Annotated in this window: 15 protein-coding genes; 13 read left to right on the top strand and 2 right to left on the bottom strand. The window is 47.3% G+C overall.

Going from position 1 to position 15788, the window contains the following annotated elements; all coding sequences use genetic code 11:
- Positions 1 to 30: 30 nt before the first annotated feature.
- From NIA71_RS09060 to NIA71_RS09005, 12 genes are all read left to right on the top strand, one after another.
- Positions 31 to 753 (top strand): response regulator transcription factor, encoded by a 723-nt coding sequence (locus tag NIA71_RS09060; RefSeq protein ID WP_253020253.1) that lies wholly within the window; start codon positions 31 to 33, stop codon positions 751 to 753.
- Positions 754 to 965: 212 nt separating this feature from the next.
- Complete coding sequence (locus NIA71_RS09055) at positions 966 to 2333, top strand: MATE family efflux transporter (RefSeq protein WP_253020252.1); 1368 nt, start codon at positions 966 to 968, stop codon at positions 2331 to 2333.
- A gap of 16 nt (positions 2334 to 2349) precedes the next feature.
- Positions 2350 to 3834 carry a M81 family metallopeptidase gene (locus NIA71_RS09050; protein WP_148398792.1) on the top strand — a complete coding sequence of 495 codons (1485 nt, stop codon included), beginning with the start codon at positions 2350 to 2352 and terminating at the stop codon, positions 3832 to 3834.
- 98 nt (positions 3835 to 3932) lie between these two features.
- Complete coding sequence (locus tag NIA71_RS09045) at positions 3933 to 4601, top strand: cyclase family protein (protein WP_148398791.1); 669 nt, start codon at positions 3933 to 3935, stop codon at positions 4599 to 4601.
- Positions 4602 to 4627: 26 nt separating this feature from the next.
- On the top strand, positions 4628 to 4921 hold the full coding sequence (locus NIA71_RS09040; RefSeq protein ID WP_253020251.1) for a cupin domain-containing protein: 294 nt from the start codon (positions 4628 to 4630) through the stop codon (positions 4919 to 4921).
- A 392-nt stretch (positions 4922 to 5313) separates the two neighbouring features.
- Complete coding sequence (locus NIA71_RS09035) at positions 5314 to 6936, top strand: hypothetical protein (RefSeq protein ID WP_148398787.1); 1623 nt, start codon at positions 5314 to 5316, stop codon at positions 6934 to 6936.
- The gene (lepB, locus tag NIA71_RS09030; RefSeq protein ID WP_253020250.1) at positions 6929 to 7588 is read left to right on the top strand and encodes a signal peptidase I; all 660 of its coding nucleotides are present in this window, start codon (positions 6929 to 6931) and stop codon (positions 7586 to 7588) included. The genes NIA71_RS09035 and lepB overlap by 8 nt, the downstream gene beginning before the upstream one ends.
- A gap of 10 nt (positions 7589 to 7598) precedes the next feature.
- A complete protein-coding gene (locus NIA71_RS09025; protein ID WP_148398783.1) occupies positions 7599 to 8171 on the top strand; it encodes a xanthine phosphoribosyltransferase in 573 nt (190 codons plus the stop codon).
- A 111-nt stretch (positions 8172 to 8282) separates the two neighbouring features.
- Positions 8283 to 9395 carry a BMP family ABC transporter substrate-binding protein gene (locus NIA71_RS09020; protein WP_148398781.1) on the top strand — a complete coding sequence of 371 codons (1113 nt, stop codon included), beginning with the start codon at positions 8283 to 8285 and terminating at the stop codon, positions 9393 to 9395.
- A gap of 89 nt (positions 9396 to 9484) precedes the next feature.
- Complete coding sequence (locus tag NIA71_RS09015; protein WP_336246079.1) at positions 9485 to 11005, top strand: ABC transporter ATP-binding protein; 1521 nt, start codon at positions 9485 to 9487, stop codon at positions 11003 to 11005.
- Complete coding sequence (locus NIA71_RS09010) at positions 11005 to 12078, top strand: ABC transporter permease (protein WP_148398779.1); 1074 nt, start codon at positions 11005 to 11007, stop codon at positions 12076 to 12078. The genes NIA71_RS09015 and NIA71_RS09010 overlap by 1 nt, the downstream gene beginning before the upstream one ends.
- A gap of 2 nt (positions 12079 to 12080) precedes the next feature.
- Complete coding sequence (locus tag NIA71_RS09005) at positions 12081 to 13007, top strand: ABC transporter permease (RefSeq protein WP_148398777.1); 927 nt, start codon at positions 12081 to 12083, stop codon at positions 13005 to 13007.
- 516 nt (positions 13008 to 13523) lie between these two features.
- Here NIA71_RS09005 and NIA71_RS09000 read toward each other — a convergent pair.
- Together NIA71_RS09000 and NIA71_RS08995 are read right to left on the bottom strand one after the other, a co-directional pair.
- Positions 13524 to 14084 carry a hypothetical protein gene (locus tag NIA71_RS09000; RefSeq protein WP_253020249.1) on the bottom strand — a complete coding sequence of 187 codons (561 nt, stop codon included), beginning with the start codon at positions 14082 to 14084 and terminating at the stop codon, positions 13524 to 13526.
- Between the two features lie 215 nt (positions 14085 to 14299).
- Positions 14300 to 14626 carry an Rpn family recombination-promoting nuclease/putative transposase gene (locus NIA71_RS08995; RefSeq protein ID WP_253020248.1) on the bottom strand — a complete coding sequence of 109 codons (327 nt, stop codon included), beginning with the start codon at positions 14624 to 14626 and terminating at the stop codon, positions 14300 to 14302.
- Positions 14627 to 14870: 244 nt separating this feature from the next.
- Between NIA71_RS08995 and nadA the strand changes: the two genes are divergently transcribed.
- On the top strand, positions 14871 to 15782 hold the full coding sequence (gene nadA, locus NIA71_RS08990; RefSeq protein WP_253020247.1) for a quinolinate synthase NadA: 912 nt from the start codon (positions 14871 to 14873) through the stop codon (positions 15780 to 15782).
- Positions 15783 to 15788 lie beyond the last annotated feature (6 nt).

Below are 15788 nucleotides of genomic sequence, written 5' to 3'. Positions count from 1 at the left end.
AAAACAATCACATTTTGGGAGGTTGTATACATGCTGACAGAAAAAGAATGCCTGCTGATCAACGACATTATAAAAGAGATTTATGCGGCGAAAAATCTCAAGCAGTTTGGAGAGACCTTTCTGCTGCTGATTCGCAAATTGATACCGTTTCGTTCTGCTGCGTTCACCATAATCGATAATGGTTTTACCGTGCGGGAGCAGCAATATGCAGGCATCAATTTACCGGCCAGCAGTATCAGGGAATATAATGAAAAATATGCGGATCAGGACTATACCAATGAAATTCTCAGCTTTCCCAAATCGACTTCTTACCGCGATACCGATCTCATCAATGAAGAGCAGAAACAGAAAACAACGATCTATCGGGAATGGCTGGCCCCCCAGGGGAAAAAGTACGGCGGCGGCCTGACTATTAAATTGGAAAACCGGCTTATAAGCTGTATAACTTTGTTTCGGGATGAAATGAACGGGCCCTTGTCGGATCGGGAACTCTACATTTTAGATTTGTTCATCGGCCATATGGAAAGTATCATCGGCTATCTGCTCATTGAACAGCAAAATCGCTTTATGGATTTCAAGACTATGCAGGCTTACCAAAAACTCTCCGGACGGGAGAAGGAAATCATACCCTATGTGCTAAAAGGCTATTCCAACGATGATCTAAGCGAAATCTTTTACATTTCAAGCTCAACGGCCAAAAAGCATGTTTACAGCATTCTCTCTAAATTCCAGGTGTCCACCGGGGTGAGTTGATCAAACTTATCGCTTCGCAGGAATAATGGTCTTTTTCGCCAAGTGAAAAGTAGCAAAAAAGACCATTGACCTATCTAAAAGGAGCATGGATCGGGAAATTTCGATTCTTTTAGACAATTTATAAAATATTCAGATAAAGATATACTTTTAAGTGTAAAAGGTATATCTTTTTTAGCTTCTAATCCTTCATAAATTTAAAGGAGATAATGAAAATGTCTGAAACTGTATTAAAAAATGAAAACAGTGAACTGCTGACAGGCCATGTGCCTAAACTATTTTGGAAGTATGCGCTGCTTTCGGTGGCAGGTGTTATGTTCTCCTGTCTGGCCGTCATTATCGACGGGTACTTTATGGGCAACGCTGTAGGGGAATTGGCTCTGGGAGCAATTGCGGTCTGTATTACACTGATGTATTTCTGCATGGGACTGTGCGCCATGTTCGGCGTAGGAGCATCGACCCTGGCCGGTATCAAACTGGGGCAGGGGAAACGGGATGAAGCAAGAAACGTCTATGGCAGCACCCTTTTATTCGCCTTAATTCTGACAGTGGTAATCGGAATTCTGTCCATCCTTTTCCTCAATCCGCTGTTGAGATTCTTAGGCGCGACAGATGCCATTCTGCCATACGCCCGAGCTTATGGGCTGGTGTTTTTCTCATTTCTGCCTCTGAGCGTTCTCGGCCAGATTGGCTACTATTTCTGCCGGCTGGCGGAAAAGCCCCGTATGGCGGCGATCATCTTTGTTGCCTCCGGCTTGGCGGCCATCCTTGTGGAATACATCATGGCCTTTAAGCTGCATATTGAAACCGCAGCTTCGGCTACTGATTTTATAATCGGCGTTGCCGGTACGGTTCTGTTGATTCCTTATTTGCAGGGGACCGCCAATCCTTTCAAGTTAAGAAAACGGGATTTGAAAATCAGATTTGATTACATTTGGGAATCAATCAAGATCGGTTTTCCCATGTTCCTCTTCAACCTTTGCCCGCTCATTACAACGGTCATCATCAATAGGCAGCTGATCGCTTATGGCGGCAATGACCTGCATATCGCGGCCTTCGGTATTTTTAACGCATATATCGTTTACGTCATGAACTGTCTGACCACCGGGCTGACAGCCGGTATCCAGCCCATTGCCAGCGTCAACTACGGGGCCAATGAAAACGGAAGAATCAAACAGCTGTTAAAGACCGGCGTCGGCCAGAGTTTTCTCGTGCTGCTGGCCCTGCAGGTGATCATTCTCATAGCAGCCCGGCCGTGCGTAAGCTTCTTCGCAGGAGATGCGGGTGAACTGACCGACATCACCGTCAGCGCCATGAGAATTTATATCCTAATGTTTGCCTTCGGCAATGTTTCCACATTGGTTGGCGGCTACTATATCGGGATCGAAAACAACAAGCTGGCTATCCTCAATTCAACAACCAGAGTGCTGATTTTCGCAGTGCCGATGCTGTTTGTGATTCCAAAGCTGTTCGGCCTCAATGGCGTTTGGATGGCACAGCCCTTCGCGGATGCACTAGCATGCATCATCGCAGTCATCTGCCTGGCACACGAATTTAAGAGATTATCAAAAACGGAAAAGTAAAGAAGGGAGATTTATTATGAAAATTGCAATTGGTGGATTTATCCATGAAGGTAACAGTTTTAGTGTGGAAACCATTGGCCTGGAAAAATTCAAGGAAATGATTTATACCGAAAGCGGAAATCTAATTGAGAGGCACCGCCATGATCGCCGGATTCTCGGAGGATTTATCGATTATGCCGAAGATCAGAAGTGGGAAATCCTGCCGTTGGTAGCAGCGATGGCAGTACCGGCAGGCCCGGTAAAAAAAGAAACCTATGAACATATAAAAGCGCAATTTTGCGAGCCGTTAAAAAGAGAAAAGGTGGATGGAATTCTGCTCCATTTACACGGGGCGATTGTTTCGGAAGAAGTTCCGGATTGCGAAGGCGCTATTCTGACCGCCGTCAGGGAGATTGTGGGCAATGAGATCCCAATGATGACCGTGCACGACTTGCATGCTAATGTATCGCCGGCAATGATCCAGACGGTAAATGGACTGTTCGGCTACAATACTCAGCCACATGCCGATATGTATGAGCGGGAACAGGAAGCAGCCGCACTGATGGGACGCACCTTAAAAGGAGAAGTAAAAACTTATTGTACTTATGCCCAGCCGCCGCTTTTGCTTCCGGCCATATCCACGGACACGGCCATCGGAGCGATGAAGCCGGTGATCGAAAAAGCATTCCAATATGAAGAGGAAAACGGCATCATCAACGTTTCGCCTTTTGCCGGCTATTATGGGTCGGACACGGTAAATACGGGAGCTTCGGCAGTTGTCGTGGCGCAGGCGGATAAGGAACAGCGGGCAAATGAAATCGCAGCTGAAATGGCAGATTACTTCTGGCAGCAAAAGGAAACCTTTTTCGTGGAAACGGTTTCGGTCAAAGATGCTCTGAAAATAGCCGAACAGACTGAGAAGCTGTGCTTTTTCGTCGATGAAGCCGACGATCCGATGGGCGGAGGCCCGGCTGACGGTACCTACATACTGAGCCGGCTGCTTGAGGAAGGCGCTGATTCGGCAGCGGTTATGACCATTTTCGATCCTGAATTTGTTGCGCTGGCGTTCCAGGCTGGAGAAGGAAATGCCGTTTCCGGCCTGCTGGGCGGAAAGATTGACAACAAGCACGGTGATCCCATCCAAGTGGAAGGAACGGTTGTTAAATTATATGAAGGCAAAATCCCCCTTGTATGCTGGAATGAAGAGGACCTGCAGAATCCGGGCAGAATCGCAGTGGTAGACTTTAAGGGCATTCATATTGTGGTGACCCAGCATAAAACATCTACGGAAAGCATCAATGTCTTCAAGTATCTGAATATGGACGCGGCGGCTTACAAAGTCCTTGTCGGAAAAGGGCTGGGAGAAGCTTATCAAATGGTTTTCAAAGAGATGGCCGATAAATTTATCACCATCGACAGTATCGGCGTGACCAATCCGGATGTGACAAAGATCGGAGACTTCAAGAACATCAGAAGGCCGGTTTATCCGCTGGACCCGGGCACAGAAATGAGGTATGAATAAACAATCAGTTTATTTCTATACATAGACCTTTTATGCGGCAGGCTTCTTGTTTCCCGGAGCCTGCTGCGAAATTTTGAGAATAAAGGAGAGCAATAAAGATGAAAATCTATGATTTGTCAGCCACAGTCAATGAAGAGCTGTGGTATTACGGAACGCCCTATGTTCCCTATCGGACAAAATACCTGGCTACGGTCAAAGGCAATGGATATATCACCAAAGAACATATCTTAACATCCCACACCGGAACCCATCTGGAGTGCGGCAAGCACTGGTGGGATGATGGGGAATGCGCAGATCAGGTGGCACTGGAGAAAATAGCGGGTCATGCCAGAGTATTGCGGTTTGCGTGCAAGGAGCAGCCTTTTTACGGGATTACACCGGAAATGCTGGAAGCCGCAGGAGCTGACCGGCTGGAAGAAGGCGACATCTGCATCATCGCCACTGGATGGGATAAACGGATTAAGGAGGCTAATTATACCTGGGAAAGCCCATTTATTACGGTAGAATCGGCCAATTATCTAAAAGAAAAAAAGATCAAGGCCTTTGCCATCGATGCTCCCATGTTCGGTGATCCCCGGGATGGGATGGATGTGGTTCCGGAAGGCCTGGAGCTGCCGGACTATGTATTCCAGAAGGCGGGAATTCCGTGCATCCTCGGCCTGGTCCATGCGGCGCAGCTGCCGGATGAGGTGTTTTTTATCGGCGCGCCGTTAAAGCTGGAAGGAGCGGACGGCTCCCCGGTCAGGGCCATGGCCATGGAGTTATAATAGCAAGCAAGAAAGGAGAAAGAGAATTGACAATTAAAGATATCAAAGTGAAAAAAATTACAGCTGAGGAAGCGGTTCGGATCGGCGCCGATCAGTGGGAAGTTCTGATTGATGAGGAACCTCTGGAAGAAGAGTGGCTGGTGGAAGAGCAAGAAGCCAGCTATATCGTAGAGGGCGAGGCCATTGTTACTGTAAATGGTGAAGAACTGATGCTGACACCCGGCACCCTCGTTTCGTTTCCCAAAGGGCTTTCGTGTATCTGGAAAACGCCGAAATATATGAAGAAAACCTTTAAAGAAGGTTTTGACTTTGAGGTGTAATTATACATTCAAATATAGACGAAGAAAAGGGGCTGCCGCATCAAAGGATGAATGGGATCAGCCTCTTTTTTTCGCACAATATCACGAAGTGTTAATTGGTTTACCATAATAAAAATGCCCTATTTTTGCGCAAATTAGTGTAAGCGGCGGCCAGCCAGCCTGATGAAACAAGGAGACGGCCGCACTAAATATAAAGTCAGAAGGAGGCGATAAGCGTAAAAGCGGTTGACTTTCATGGCAGAATCCTTATAATTTAAAGGGTATAAATTATGTGGAGACAAATAGAAAATAAAATGTTATAATAAATCTGTCTGAACCATTTTCAGGACACTGCGGACCTGAATGGATACAAATGAGAAAATCTATAACTGAAAATCAGAAAGAGGCTAGGTATGGATAGAAACGAAATCGCAAGCAAGAGAAAAGAAGAAGTTATCAAGTTGCTTCAGAATATGAACATAAAAAAAGACGCCGACGGAGGCTTCGCAAAAGAGGCGGTCTATGCGAGCATGCAGGACCTCTGCAACTTATATGAAGCGAATATCGCTCAGCTGGAGCAGACATTTGATTCAGAAATACAGGTTTTACAGAAACAGATGCAGGCGGAAAAGACCTCCATGGAACAGCGGATTGCCGAAAGTAAGCGTCAGGCTGAGCAGGAAGCTGAAATCAAAATGAAAGAAATTCAGCAGAGACTGCAAAAATATGAAGCCAACAACGATGTTTATATCAACATGATGATGGAAGCGAAGAAAAACAGCAACGAGATTGTTTCTAGAGCTAGGGCGGAAGTTACCCAGATGTTGGAAGAGGGCAGAGCGCAGCTGGCTGAAGAAGAAAAGAAGCAGGAAGAAGAGAGGCTGCAGCTCCAGGCTGAAAAGGTACGGACACAGACAGAACTGCAGCAGGAACGGGAAGAGTTTGAAAAAGAGGCGCAAGCGTCCAGAAGCCGTTTTGAAATGGAAATGAAGGCGCTGCGTGACAAAATAGAGGCCGATAAAGCAGAGAGCGAAATTCTGCTCAAAGCGCAGAAAGAACAGGCCGAAGAAGATATGCAGATGGCAAAGGCCAAGTCTCAGATGCAGATCGAAGCTGCGTGGGCTGAGGCAGAAAGACAGATCAATGAGAAGCGGGCTCAGGTTAACGCAGAATTGGAAGCTGAACAAAAGCGCATCCGGGTTCAGCTGGAATCGGAACAAAAGCGCATTACCGAACAACTGGAAGCGAGACAGCAAAAAGTTCAGGCAGACCTGGAAGCAAGAGAAAAGAAGATTAACGAAGAACTAGAAACAAAACAGAGTAAAGTCAATGCACAGCTGGAGGCAGACCAGAATCGGGTTCGGGAAGAGCTGGAAGCAGAAAAGAAAAAAGTACGCGAAGAACTGGCCGCTGAAAAGAATCGTGTTCGGGAAGAATTGGCCGCTGAACAGAATAAAGTCAACGCGCAGCTTAAGGCAAAGGAAGAGCGCGTCAATCATGAGCTGGAAAGAAAACAGCAGAGAGTCAGACAAGAACTGGAAGCGGAGCAGCAGGCTGTCCGCAAGGAAGTTCAGGAAGCCCGTGCCAAGAGCCAGGCTGAAGTCAAAGCTGTTCAGGAAAGCCTGGCCAAAAATGTCCAGCAGGCCAGAGAAAACTTTAATTCTGAAGTACAGACCATGCGCGCCAATCTGGAAATCGAAATGCAGAACGAAAAATCCATGGCTAGAGCGGAGATCAATCGCATGAAGGCTGAAATGGAAGAACAGAAAAAAGCTCTTGAAAGCCGGATGGAGCAGGAACGGAGAAACCTGGAGCTGGAAGAAAAGAAACTGCAGCAGCAGAAATATAAATATAGTACATATATTGAAACCATAGAAGGCGAATTCGGGAAAGTCAAGTCCGATATTGGCAGTGTAACAGAAGCTTTGGAAGGAATTAGAAGTAAGCTGTATTTCCAGGATAAGGACGAGATCACCAGGAGCTATACGGATACAAGTACAGATATAGAGGATGTTCTGGTAGAGTCGGATGATTGATCTGAAGAAAGATTTGCAGCAAACTCCCAAAATAAATCTTGAGATGAATGAGAGCCTGTCTTCCGATAAATGGGTAAGGGAGGCTCTTGATGCAGCTTTTAAAGACGAAGAACCAAAGAAACCGAAAAAAAAAGAACCCGAGGATTCAAAAGAAAACCTTTTCAAGCGAAACTGGAAGTGGCTCGCCCTCGAAGCGGGGGCAGCGCTCCTTGTGGTTTTGCTTGTTTTTAATTTGATTATAGGCGTGCCGCGGATTACAGGAAATTCCATGGAGCCCAATTTCTGCAACGGCGACCGGATCGTTATTTTTCGTTTGGCCAGAAACATAGAAAAAGGGGATATTATCGTCTTTAAAACGAAAAAAGGGGAAAAGCTGATCAAGCGAGTGGTCGCTACTGCCGGGGATACGGTGGATGTCAGCAGACAGGACGGGCTGTACATCAACGGAACCAAGGTAGAAGAAGACTATGTTTACACGGCTACGGCCATCACCGATGAGACGATGGAATATCCGGTGACCGTTCGGGAGGATTGCTATTTTGTCCTCGGTGACAACCGGGTCAACTCCAAAGACTCCAGAAGCAAAGAGGTAGGACTGGTTGAGAAAAAAGATATTGTTGGACGAGTTGTTTTGGATATAAAAAAAGTTTAGGAGACAGAGCATGGAAGCATTAAAGGATAAAATCATCCGAGAAGGACAAGCTGTCGGAACCGGGATCGTGAAAGTGGACGGGTTCCTCAACCACCAGATCGATGTTAAATTTATGGATGAGATCGGCAAAGAATTCCGCCGCCGTTTTGCAGATATCGAAGTGGATAAAATTTTGACCGTGGAAGCCAGCGGTATCGGCATCGCCTGTATGACGGCTCCGTATTTCGGCTATCCACCTGTGGTTTTCGCAAAAAAAACCACGCCCAGCACCATGACGGAAGACTTTTACGGTGCTGAAGCCAAGTCCTTTACCAAGGGAACCGTCTCTATCATTCGGGTCGCTAAAAAATATCTTCATGAAGGGGATCGGGTGCTGATTCTGGACGATTTTCTCGCCCACGGCCAAGCAGCGCTGGCAATGACACAGCTGGTACAGCAGGCGGGCGCAAAAGTCCTGGGGATCGGCGCAGTGATCGAAAAAGGCTTTCAGGGCGGCGGTCAAAAACTGCGGCAGGCAGGGTTCCGCCTGGAATCGCTGGCAGTCATCGAAAAGATTGATGACGGAACGATTGCTTTTGTGTAAAAAATTGTGATTTTCTGGACAAAATAACTTTACAAGCCAATTATGAAGTGGCTATAATGGAGTGTATCTTATTTCATTTACTTATATTTACGCAAAGGAGAGAAAAAGAACATGAAAAAAGTACTAGCAGTATTACTGGCGCTTGTTATGGTCTTCAGCTTCGCGGCATGCGGCGGCGGAAGCAGCGATGAAGGCGATAAGGACGCGGTAAAAGTTGGATGTATCTTTATCGGATCCATCAATGACGGCGGCTTTACTCAGTGCATGAACGAAGGTCTGGAAAAGGCAGCCAAAGAAAACGGAATGGAACTGGTTAAGAAAGAAAACGTAAGCGACAGTGATACGCAGGGAGCAAAAACCACTGCCACCAACCTAATCGACCAGGGATGCAAGATCATTGTAGGGTGTTCCTTCGGATACGGAGATGCTCTCAACGAGCTGGCCAATTCCGGCGACTATGATGATGTTACCTTCTTACACTTCTCAGGCCCTTACCAGAATGAAAAGAACATGGAAAACTTCTTCGGTTCCATGGAAGAAGCAAGATATCTTTCCGGCATGGCAGCAGCAGCGGCAAGCAAGAAAAACGTTCTGGGTTATGTAGCGGCTCATCCTTACACAGAAGTGCAGATTGGCATCAATGCCTTTACACTGGGCGCACAGGCAGTCAATCCGGATGTTGAAGTAAAAGTCGTTTACATCAACACTTGGGGCGATGCTGAAATCGAAAAAGCAGCGGCAGAACAGCTGATCAGCGCCGGATGCGATGTGCTGACCTATCATGCTGACTCAACAGCAACCCAGCTGGCTGCAAAAGAAGCAGGCATTTACACCACCGGCTGGAACTACAACAACAATGTTGCAGGCGAAAATTACCTGACAGCTCCTTACTGGGATATGTCCGCTTACTTCACACCGACCTTTAAGGCGATCAAAGACGGAAGCTTTAAACCGACCGGAACAAAGCCTTTCAGCAGCTACGGCTCCATCGAAAGCGGTCTGATCTGTCTGGACAAGCTGGGTGCAGCAGTACCGGAAGATGCTCAGAAGCAGATCAACGAAGTAAAGGATAAGATGGCAAAAGGCGAATTCAAAGTATTCTCCGGCGAAATCAAATACAATAACGGAAAGACTTTGTGCAAAGAAGGCCAGACCTTAACTGATGAAGAAGTATGGAAGATTCAGGGCGAGGTTGAAGGCGTGAAAGCGACTTCCAACAAATAATCATCGATGAGAAACAAATAAACTTATTGTATTGAGGGGAACCGTCAGGTCCCCCTTATACTATTTTACCATTATTTTGGAGGCGAACAGTGCAGCAAGAACTGGCAATCGAAATGAAGAACATCAGCAAATCATTCGGAACCCTCAAGGCCAATGACAATATCAATTTGTCCGTGCGGCACGGAGAGGTCCATGCTTTGCTTGGAGAAAACGGCGCAGGCAAGTCGACTCTGATGAACATGCTCTCGGGAATCTACACCCCTGATTCGGGTATCATCAAGATCAACGGGGAAGAAGTGCATTTTTCTTCGCCTAAGGAATCTATTCGCATGGGAATCGGCATGATTCATCAGCATTTCAAACTGGTCGACGTTATGACTGCAAAAGAGAACATCATCATCGGACAGCCGACTAATGTTTTTCTCCGCGGAAAAGCCCTGTCTAAAAAAGTGAAGGACCTTTCCGATCAATACGGGCTGGATATCGATCCTGATAAAAAGGTATACGATATGTCCGTGGGAGAAAAACAGACTTTGGAAATCATCAAAGTTTTATACAGGGGCGCCAAAATCCTGATCATGGATGAGCCTACTGCTGTCCTGACCCCGCAGGAAATTAAAAAACTTTTTCGGGTTATCCGCAATATGAAGGAACAGGGATGTTCGGTGGTCATCATTACCCATAAGCTCAATGAGGTTATGGAGATTTCCGACCGGGTTACGGTTCTCAGGAAAGGACAGTCCATCGAGACCGTGGTGACAGAAACGGTCAAAGTCGCCAATCTGATTGAGATGATGGTAGGCAAAAAAGTGGATTTGTCCATTGAAAAGAAAAGCTTTGATAAAAAACGTCCGCTGTTGAACATGGACGAGGTGACCGTTTTGGACAGCGAAGGGAAAAACGCCCTCTCAGATGTGAGCTTTACCTTGAATTCCCACGAGATCGTCGGTGTGGCAGGAGTGGCCAACAGCGGACAGAAGGAATTGTGCGAGGTGATTGCCGGCCTGGCCAAAGCGGAAAAGGGCAGGATCTACTTCGAAGGCGAAAATCTGGTGGGAAAAACGCCGCGGGATATTATCCGTTTGGGGATCCGTATGGGATTTATTCCGGAGGACCGGTTGGGCATGGGGCTGGTGGGTTCCATGGATATCGTTCATAATATGATTCTAAAAGATTATCAGAATCAGCCGGGGATTATCCTTCAGCGGGGCCCGTGCGTAAAGAAGGCGAAAAAAATCGTCAAAGAACTGGATATCCAGACACCTAATATTTATACGCCGGTTAAAAAGCTTTCGGGCGGCAATGTACAGAAGGTGCTCCTTGGCAGGGAGATCGATTCTGCGCCCAAGGTCCTGATTACGGCATATGCGGTCCGAGGATTGGATATCGGAGCTTCTTACAAGATCTACGATCTGCTCAACGAACAGAAGGAGAGAGGCGTAGGCGTCCTCTTTGTCGGTGAAGATTTGGACGTGCTGATGGATCTGTGCGACCGGGTGATCGTGCTTTGTCATGGAGAAATTACAGGCATTGTCAAGCCGTCGGAAGTGACAAAAGAAGATATTGGTCTTTTGATGACAGGAAAACAAGATGGGGAGGCTTTGGCGTAATGGATTTTATAAGAGTGACAAAACGTGATGACCTGCCTAGAAAAAAAGAGATTATCATCACTGCCTTGGCGGTGGTGCTGTCAATTGTCTTTGCAGGCATCATTTTATTGATTTTCGGGCTTAACCCGTTTAATATTTTCAAGGAGATCGTATTGGGATCGGTTGGAACTTCTCTTCGGATCAAGCAGACGATCATTAAGGCGATCCCACTGATCATCGCGTCCATGGGAATTATCGTCGCCTTTAAAATGAAATTCTGGAATATCGGCGGTGAGGGCCAGATCACGATGGGAGCTCTCGGAGCCGGATGGGTAGCCCTTAATCTGGGCGAAAGCGTGCCTCAGCCGGTCATGATCCTGCTCATGGTGATCGCGGCTGCCATCTGCGGCGGAATTTGGGCGTTCATACCGGCGATCTTCAAGGCCAAGCTGGGAACCAATGAAACCATCTTTACCTTGATGATGAACTATGTGGCGATTAAATTCGTTACATACCTTCAGTACGGTCCCTGGATGGATCCTGCAGCCAACGGATTTCCCAAAATCGCAACGTTCTCCTCCAATGCGGTGCTGCCTTCTTTGGGCGGCGTGCATATCGGCTGGATTTTCGCGCTGATCGCGACGGCGTTTGTATATTTCTTCATTAATCATACTAAAGTCGGATACGAAATTACAGTTGTTGGAGAAAGCGTTGAAACAGCCCGCTATGCGGGTATGAATATCAGCAAGGTTATCGTCATTGCCATGCTGGTTTCCGGCGGTCTTTGCGGCATCGTCGGCATGGTGCAGGCATCGGCCATCGAAAAAACGCTGGTTGCGGCGATTGCCAACAATTATGGATTTACCGCCATCATTACCGCATGGCTTTCCAAGCTTCATGCGGGATACGCCCTGCTGGTATGCGTGGTCTTTGCCATGCTGATTCAGGGCGGCGAATACATTCAAATAGCCCTGGGCATTCCGAGCGCTGTATCGGATATTGTGCAGGGATTGGTCTTGTTCTTTGTTCTGGGAAGTGAATTTTTCATGCGGTACCGAGTTCGTTTCGGCAGAGCGTCCAAGGAGGTGGCTTAATTATGATTGAATTTCTGGCTGCGTGCGTGGTAGCGGGAACACCTCTGGTATTTGCGACGGTGGGTGAACTGATTACGGAAAAAACGGGAAACATGAATCTGGGTGTGGAAGGTATGATGCTCATGGGAGCAGTTATGGGCTTTTACACGGGGCTGAACACAGCTAATCCTGGAGCCGCGCTGCTTTCGGCGGCCCTTGCGGGAGCCGGCGGCGCCATGATTTATGCATTCGTGACGGTAACCTTGAAGGCCAATCAGGTTGTTACCGGACTGACGCTGACCATCTTCGGCACTGGCTTTGCTCAATTCGTAGGCGAACCGCTGCTGGGCTCCATGGCTCCATCTGCGATCACTTCCTTTTTCAGCAAAGTGACGATTCCTGTGCTGGGTCAGATTCCGGTTATAGGGCCGATTTTCTTCCAGCAGGATATGTTCGTGTATTTGAGCTATGTGGTCTGCGCAGTAGCAGCGGTGTACATGTATAAGACCCGCATGGGTATGAACCTGAAAGCGATGGGGGAAAACACGGCGGCAGCGGATGCTTCCGGTATCAACATCACCTTGTATAAATATGTGCACATCCTCATCGGCGGCGCGCTTTGCGGGCTGGGCGGCGCGTACCTTTCTCTGGTGCGTATTCCCATCTGGCAGGAAGACGTTGTCAACGGCAGAGGCTGGATCGCGGTGGCTCTGGTAATCTTTGTGGCATGGAATCCGATCAAAGGTTTCTTCGGCGGCGTGCTCTTCGGCGGACTGTCCATCCTGGGTCTGAAATTCCAGGCTATGGGACTTGGGATTTCCCAATACTTGGTGGATATGATTCCATATATTGCGACGATTTTGATTGTAATTATCAGTACGCATAAAAAGAGAAAAGAAAGCCAGCCTCCGGGAGATTTGGGCAACAATTACTTCCGAGAGGAGCGGTAGGGGCAAAAAACGTTTTGCTACGGCAAGGTCCTCGAGCTGCGCTGTATCGCTTGCGCGATATGCAGCTCTGCGGAGTTTGCCTGCGCAAAACGTTTTTTGCTGCGGGAGTTGTGAGTTGAGATAAGGGGCGCGGTTCCCCTTGTGGGGGAGCGCGGATTTGTGTAGGGATAAGGAGCGGGCCCTTCGGGCCCGGATTTTTAAAGGGTGCAAAGTAAAATGATCGCTGGAGCTTGTTTTGGTCTAAGATTGCGATGATTTTTCATCGTGAAAAAAGAAAAAATTTAGAAGAGCGATAATTTGCTGCTGTTTTTGGGTGGATTGGCAGCGAAAAAGGCTAAAAATTATCGCTGGGAAGGCTGCTGGGCACAGATCGCGATGATTTGCTCCCGGCCTCCACCCTGTCCAGGCTTCCGGCCTAGATCCCCAAAAGTGAAACTCACAGCAATAAGTGAAAACATGAAAAGAGAAAGCCTGCATATCCCCAATAGGAGACTGCAGGCTTTCTCTTTGATATGATCAACGACACAGGAATTTATAAAGTTCAGATGCTTCTGCATCTGGATATTTTTTTATGACCTCAAGGATCGCCGCGATATCCGCTTCCGGCTCCTCCAGGGCGTCCGCTATTTGTGAGATGGATTGATGCTTTAGGTATTTTGTTTTCACTTTTTCAATGGTTTTAATGATTGCGCCTTCCGTTCTTCCCTGTTCCAGACCTTCTTTACGTCCCTGCTCGCGGCCTGTCTGGTAGCCATCATTTTCGCGGATGGTCTCACATTCTTCCCTGCTCAATTCGTCATATAAAAAACTCACAACCTCACCACCATTCCTTTTCAGGAAATCCCGCAGGATCCCTTCCTTGACGCAGGCCTTCACGGCCTCTTCGATAGCGGCTTTCAGGTCACCCATGCGCTTTTGGTTCTCACGCACGGTGTGGATGAACCGACTGTATTCGGAGAGAGTTTTGCAATGGGTCAAAACCTCCGCGCCCTGGCCGTAGTTCACATTGATGACCTTCACCACCGCTTCTAAGGTTATTTTATCACATTTTTCGAAAAATGCGTTAGAAAGTTTCAATTCCTGCTCCAAAGGCGCGGCCTGGATGCCGTTGTAAAAAACGTAAAGCTCCGGCGCGGGTAATAGTGTACTGACACGCTGAAAATTCGGCAAATGACTTGCCGGATTTTCCCCTCACTGCGTTGTCATCGTTCGCCGTAGCTACGGCTACGCCTCATTCTTCCGTTTTGTGAGATGAAAAATCCTTCGACGTCATTTATCCAAACTTCAGCGTGCTAGTACACGAAATGCTTGCTGTAAATGGCCTTGGAAAAATAGAATTTTTCATATTCTTTGGCGATGTAAACCAGCATCCTCAGCGGCATGTTGGGGTTGATCGTGGATTGGTGTTCGATCAAGATGATCAGGCGGCCTTCGATGATAAAAGCCAGATCGTTCTTCCGGTCCCCGAAGATGGCCTCTTCCAACGTAACGATTTCAATTTGGGTATCCTTTGCGTAGTGCCGCCCGGAGAGGGCGCTGTACAGCTCCAGGAGTTTTTCCTTGTCGTCGAAGAGCCGGCGGAATACGCTGTCTTTGTAGATGTGTTTCGGTTTTGTCATGGTGATAAATCCCCCTTTTGATGGTTTTGCAAGTTTGTGCCGGTGTACCTAACTTATATTTTGTATATAAATGTAATTTATAGAAGTATATACCATATAATGTTAAATGTCAATATATACCATTTAATTAAAAGCGGGATTTGCGCGAGAATCAAACCGGAATTTACAAATGTCTTGACACCTGTAAAGAAATGTGCGATAGTTAAATTAGTATGTTTTATAGTTTAATCGTAGGAGAAAGACAATGGCTGATATTGTAAATCAAATTAAAAAGTTAAAAGAAGAAAACGATGTGCTCATTCTGGCGCATTATTACGTAGATGAAGAGGTACAGAAGATCGCCGACTGTGTGGGCGATTCCTACTATCTCAGCGAAAAGGCCGTAGAGGCCACAGAACAAGCAATCCTCTTTTGCGGAGTTTCTTTCATGGGTGAGAGCGCCAAGATTCTCAATCCGGAAAAGCTGGTCTTGATGCCCGATCCTTCCGCCGACTGCCCGATGGCCCATATGGCGACGGCGGAAAAAATCAAAGCAGTCAGACAGCAGTACGACGACCTGGCCGTTGTCTGCTACATCAACTCCACGGCGGAAATCAAACGGTATTCGGACGTATGCGTAACATCTTCCAACGCCATGAAGATCGTCAAATCTCTGCCAAACAAACATATCCTCTTCGTGCCGGACGAGAATCTGGGAAGATACATCGCTTCCAAGATTCCGGAAAAGCACTTTATTTTCAATGACGGCTACTGCTATGTACATAAAGAAATAAAAAAAGAAGACGTGCTCGGCTCCAAGGAGCAATGGCCGCAGGCCGAAGTTCTGGCCCATCCCGAATGCACGATGGAAGTTCTGGAAGAAGCCGATTACATTGGCAGCACATCGGGAATCATAGCAAGAGCAGGCGAAAGCGATGCCAAAGAATTTATTATCTGCACCGAAACGGGGGTGTTCTATGAGCTTACCAAGAACAATCCGGATAAGATTTTTCATCCGGCAAAAGAACAGCAGATCTGTTCCGGCATGAAGCAGATCACGCTGGAAAAAGTATTACAGACATTAGAATCGATGGACCAGCCGCTTGTAATGGACGAAACAGCACGACTGGAAGCGCAAAAGCCGCTGACCAAAATGCTGGAGCTGGCCCAAAAATGATTGGAG

Origin of the sequence: Ihubacter massiliensis (assembly GCF_024125305.1) — a bacterium.
Lineage (GTDB): Bacteria > Bacillota > Clostridia > Peptostreptococcales > Anaerovoracaceae > Hominibacterium > Hominibacterium faecale.
The sequence above is the reverse complement of the archived record's forward strand: the minus strand, read 5'-3'. Positions and strand labels throughout refer to the sequence as shown.